At 33.7% G+C, this 4082-nt stretch carries 3 protein-coding genes and 1 pseudogene; 2 read left to right on the top strand and 2 right to left on the bottom strand.

The genetic code is table 11. The features are described 5' to 3' along the window. Together LRP81_RS22945 and LRP81_RS22950 are read left to right on the top strand one after the other, a co-directional pair. Positions 1-329 (top strand): annotated as a pseudogene (locus tag LRP81_RS22945) (hypothetical protein); the annotation flags it as partial. A gap of 246 nt (positions 330-575) precedes the next feature. Next, on the top strand, positions 576-941 hold the full coding sequence (locus tag LRP81_RS22950) for a hypothetical protein (protein ID WP_230505507.1): 366 nt from the start codon (positions 576-578) through the stop codon (positions 939-941). 192 nt (positions 942-1133) lie between these two features. Here LRP81_RS22950 and LRP81_RS22955 read toward each other — a convergent pair whose 3' ends face one another. Next, positions 1134-2417, bottom strand: a complete 1284-nt coding sequence (locus LRP81_RS22955; protein ID WP_230505509.1) for an MFS transporter — start codon at positions 2415-2417, stop codon at positions 1134-1136. A gap of 61 nt (positions 2418-2478) precedes the next feature. Then, positions 2479-3612: a winged helix-turn-helix domain-containing protein gene (locus tag LRP81_RS22960; RefSeq protein ID WP_230505510.1), complete on the bottom strand. Its 1134-nt coding sequence runs from the start codon at positions 3610-3612 to the stop codon at positions 2479-2481. Positions 3613-4082: the final 470 nt, after the last annotated feature.

Here is a 4082-nt window from a genome sequence, read left to right on the forward strand (position 1 = left end):
CTACAAAATTTGAATTGTATGATGGCAATGCTTTAAGAATTGCAACAGTCGGAGAACCACCAGAAGTTAAGGAGGAACAAGTGAGTTTCAGTCAAATTTCTTTTGATAAATTTAATAGTATCGATTTGGATAGTTATGATGCAGTATTTATTATGAAAGAAAATCTCTCCCAAGCTGCTGAAAGGCAATACGCAGATGTTTACTTAAATTCGACTATTCCATTCATCTTTGTATCTGCTAAAAGTCATATACCTTTTACTGTGAAAGATGAAGCATATTCTAACTTTTGGGGTTGGACCCCTGGAATGGCTATACTGTTGGGATACTAAGTGCTGAGGAAGGTAACTCAATAAATAGTTGGGAATTTGGTTTGTATAATGATGAAATATCGGATGAACATATAAAGGAAATGTATACAAGGATTTTTAAGAAAATTAATGACCAATAGTAATCATTAACTTGAATTATGTATTTTCATAAGTGAATTATTCAGCAATGTGCGCTATCTAAGAACAAGGAGCAGCGCTCATTTTCATTATTAGCTATTAATGGATAACTTGAAAGGGTGATCTAATATGCGTAAGAACATTATTATTAGTTTCTTATTTGTACTTCTGTTAACTGGTTGTTCCAACCTGTTAAGTTCAGCGAACAATAAAGCAAAATTTGAAAGACTATTATCGGATGATGAGTATACATACTCTTTGTTCATTGCATCACCAAGGGAATTAATTACGTTAAACATACTCGAAGAAAACAATATTACTAATGTCAGTAGAATACAACATGAAGAATTACAGTATATAGATAAAGAGTATAAATTCCTAAAAATAAATCGTTCCCCTTCTTTTTTAGTATTTGATAACAAAGAGATGATTTATATGACTGAAAATCAAAGTGATTTAGTGAATTTTCTACAAAATACCAAAAACAAAGAATAGAAAACTTGTAGTAGCAAAAAAGTTCGCCATTAGGTGACTTTTTAAGTTATCCGAGATATATAACTATTTGTAAGGTTATTCATGGGATATTAATAGCAAATCTTCAACAATCGGGCGCTTTTCTGAAGTAAAGAATTGTGCTCTATGAGCCCGTTTGGTAGCTTTTTATCTTAGAGTCTCAGCGTTTTTACGTTATTCACCAGCTGCCACTTTTTCTTCTACATTCACGGACCTTTCGAAAAGTAGAGAATTACCGAACACTAAACTTAGCCCTAATACGGCTAAAATAATTCCCGAAGTTATACATATAGGGATAATTCCAAAAGATTGGATGAGCATCCCTCCGATTAGAGGAGACACCAATACCGTAAAGCTCATCGCAGAGTTTACTATGCCTGAAACACGGCCAATTTCTTGCTCTGTTGTTTCTGTTTGAATAATATATTGGAAGGTAATCGTTAAAAGTCCAACCCCTAAACCGGCTACAAAACAAAGCGATATAGGTAACAGGATGAAAAAGCCTTCACGAAGAAATCCTAGTCCTCCAAAACCAATTCCAATTAATAACATGCTTGCACCAATAAGCCATCCAAATTTCTTCAACTTACTGAATCGATTTAAAATGACTATCATCACCAACGCACCAAGGCCTGAAGCACCCATCAACCAACCAGCCAATTCGGGCAGATTAGGAGCGATTTCTCGGAATAGAACTGGAAACTGAATGTCTACCATTTGAATGGCCGTTAGACCGATAATGGTAGCTAACAAGCTGATAAAGAGAACTTTGCTATTTAAAACTATTTTCCAACCTTGCCACCATTCTGCCCAGAATCCAATTCCGGAAGACTTAACTAATTTAGGTACCGTAGTTTTTCTATTCAACTCTTTGTTTAATAAGATGAATAATAGAATACAGGCAGAAATCGTAAAGGCAATAGCATTGATGAGAATACAAAGCTTGGGAGAAAATAAGCCGACTAGCGTGGCCCCAACGAATGGGCCGATAATTTTTGATAACTGATTGACCGTACCGTTCAACGTAACAGCCTTCATAATTAGTTTCTCTTTTACGACCAGTTTAATAAGACCTTGTTGTGATGGGTTATGAACAACATTAACGGCCGCTCTTAAAGATATAATAATAAGTACCGACCAAGGAGTATTGGTAAAAAGTAGAATGGCAGTTAGAACCGCAGTCATCACATCGGCAGCCATCATAATCTTCACTTTATGGTATCGGTCGGTCAAAACCCCTGCAAACTGCCCTAATAAAACTTGGGGCAGGGCGTAAGCAACAGGGATCAGCGCTATTACCAGCGGATTTGCTTGCCACACATATCCAAATAAAATAACAATGGCCACCATGTCAAACCAATGGCCGAGCATAGAAATGGAATATGAAGCAAATAGCTTCATAAAGGTTGAGTTTTGCCAAATCGTATTTTCTTCTTTTTGTAATGTATTTTGAGTCATCTTTTTCATCCCCTCCAACTAATTCTTATCATAAGAATATTGATTGAATGTCAGAGGAATATCAGAGGAAAAGTGCGAACTTATCTTTTATTTTTTCCTTAATCTCATATAACCTGTATTTCTCATACACTTCTGTCTTTTTAATGAAAATGATTTCTAAAGCTTTTTCATTATGGAAGTGGGTCAATAGCTTTTCAGCTATGCTAAGTGTTATAAGCATCTGAATGATAAATTTTGATCTTTCTAAGACATTAAAAGATTGCGTGATTAAATCAAATCCATGTGTTTTCTCGTTTAAATGAAAACAATAAAACCCTTTTAACAACAAGAAAAGACCATATTCTCTTTGAAAGGGGTGTTTCTTGAAAAATTCTTCTAGAATATTATTTTTTTCTAATACCATGGTAAAATCTTTTACACATAAAGCATAAGTAAGCCACCAAAGCTGATAAAAACCGTAAAAACCTACATTTTCAGGACATATTTTACTTTCTGACTCTAAAAGTAAAATATGTGCTTTTGAATATTGATTTGCTTTTAATGCGATAAGAATACGAAACAGATTAAGATCTTCCTGCTCGCTTTCACCGAATACTTGCTTATCTTCCAGAGATTGTAGAGTTTTATAGACGTTATCGTAACTTTTTTCCTCAATTAGTCCATATAAACCTAGTAAAGGATGAGCTTTTTCTTTAAAAGGAATATGTTGCGCTTGTAATAAAGGAAGAAAGTCACCTCCTAAGAACTCAATGAAAAGTTGACGTGTATCATCTAATTCTATGCCAAATGTATTTTTATCAAGTAATTTTTGAATAGCTTCTCCATGACCATATAGATGATACTTATTTATTAGGTTTCTACTAAGCTCTTGAATCTCTTCATCTTGTACAAAAGGAAGGGGAGAGGTTGTCTGTGAAGTAACTGATAATTTATATCCAAAGCCTTTTACTGTTTCGATTCTAATCAAATACTCCCATTTTTTCAATTTCTTACGTAATCGGTATATATGATCATCTATGGTACGATCGGATGGGATTTGTAATGACCATACAGCATCTAACAGTTGCTGCCGTGACAGTGCTCTATTGTTATGTTGATATAAATACTCTAGAAGTAAAAATTCTTTACGAAGGAGACGTAATAGTTCCCCATTGATTGTGACGGTATAATCACTTATGTTAAAAGATAATATCATAGAGATCACCTCATCTTTCGTGCTAAATACTGTATTCTTATAATACCATTTAAAAAAAATGTAAGACTTCCATTATTCCAGAATCGGGCGCTTATCTGTAAATGGGTAAGCTTCTTTTTTATGAAAATATAAATTGAGTAATTAATAAATTTTTGAAATAATTGGTATTAAGCAATAGGGAGAATCGTTTAACAAGATTTACGTAATTTACAAGGGGGATACATATGGGAAAATTTGAGGTAAAGCAAATATATAATATATATAATCTGTTGAATTTTGATTTGGGTAGTTTTTAAAGCAAAGCAGACGGTTTTCGTTTTATAGAAAGATTAGTAAATGATTATAAAAGTGGCAGTAATACTTTTAATTATTCTGGAGAAGGTTTATTTGGCGTGTTCAATGAAGAAGGTGTCCTTGTTGCTATTGGCGGATTAAATAAAGACCCATTTTCAAATGAACTATCTATTGGT

This window comes from Sutcliffiella rhizosphaerae (genome assembly GCF_917563925.1).
In the GTDB taxonomy this organism is placed as follows: domain Bacteria; phylum Bacillota; class Bacilli; order Bacillales; family Bacillaceae_I; genus Sutcliffiella_A; species Sutcliffiella_A rhizosphaerae.

What these genes read in the sequence shown, in the direction of transcription:
- LRP81_RS22950 (WP_230505507.1), top strand. Translation starts at nt 576, where the DNA reads ATGCGTAAGAACATTATTATTAGTTTCTTATTTGTACTTCTGTTAACT.
- LRP81_RS22955 (WP_230505509.1), bottom strand. Translation starts at nt 2,417, where the DNA reads ATGACTCAAAATACATTACAAAAAGAAGAAAATACGATTTGGCAAAAC.
- LRP81_RS22960 (WP_230505510.1), bottom strand. Translation starts at nt 3,612, where the DNA reads ATGATATTATCTTTTAACATAAGTGATTATACCGTCACAATCAATGGG.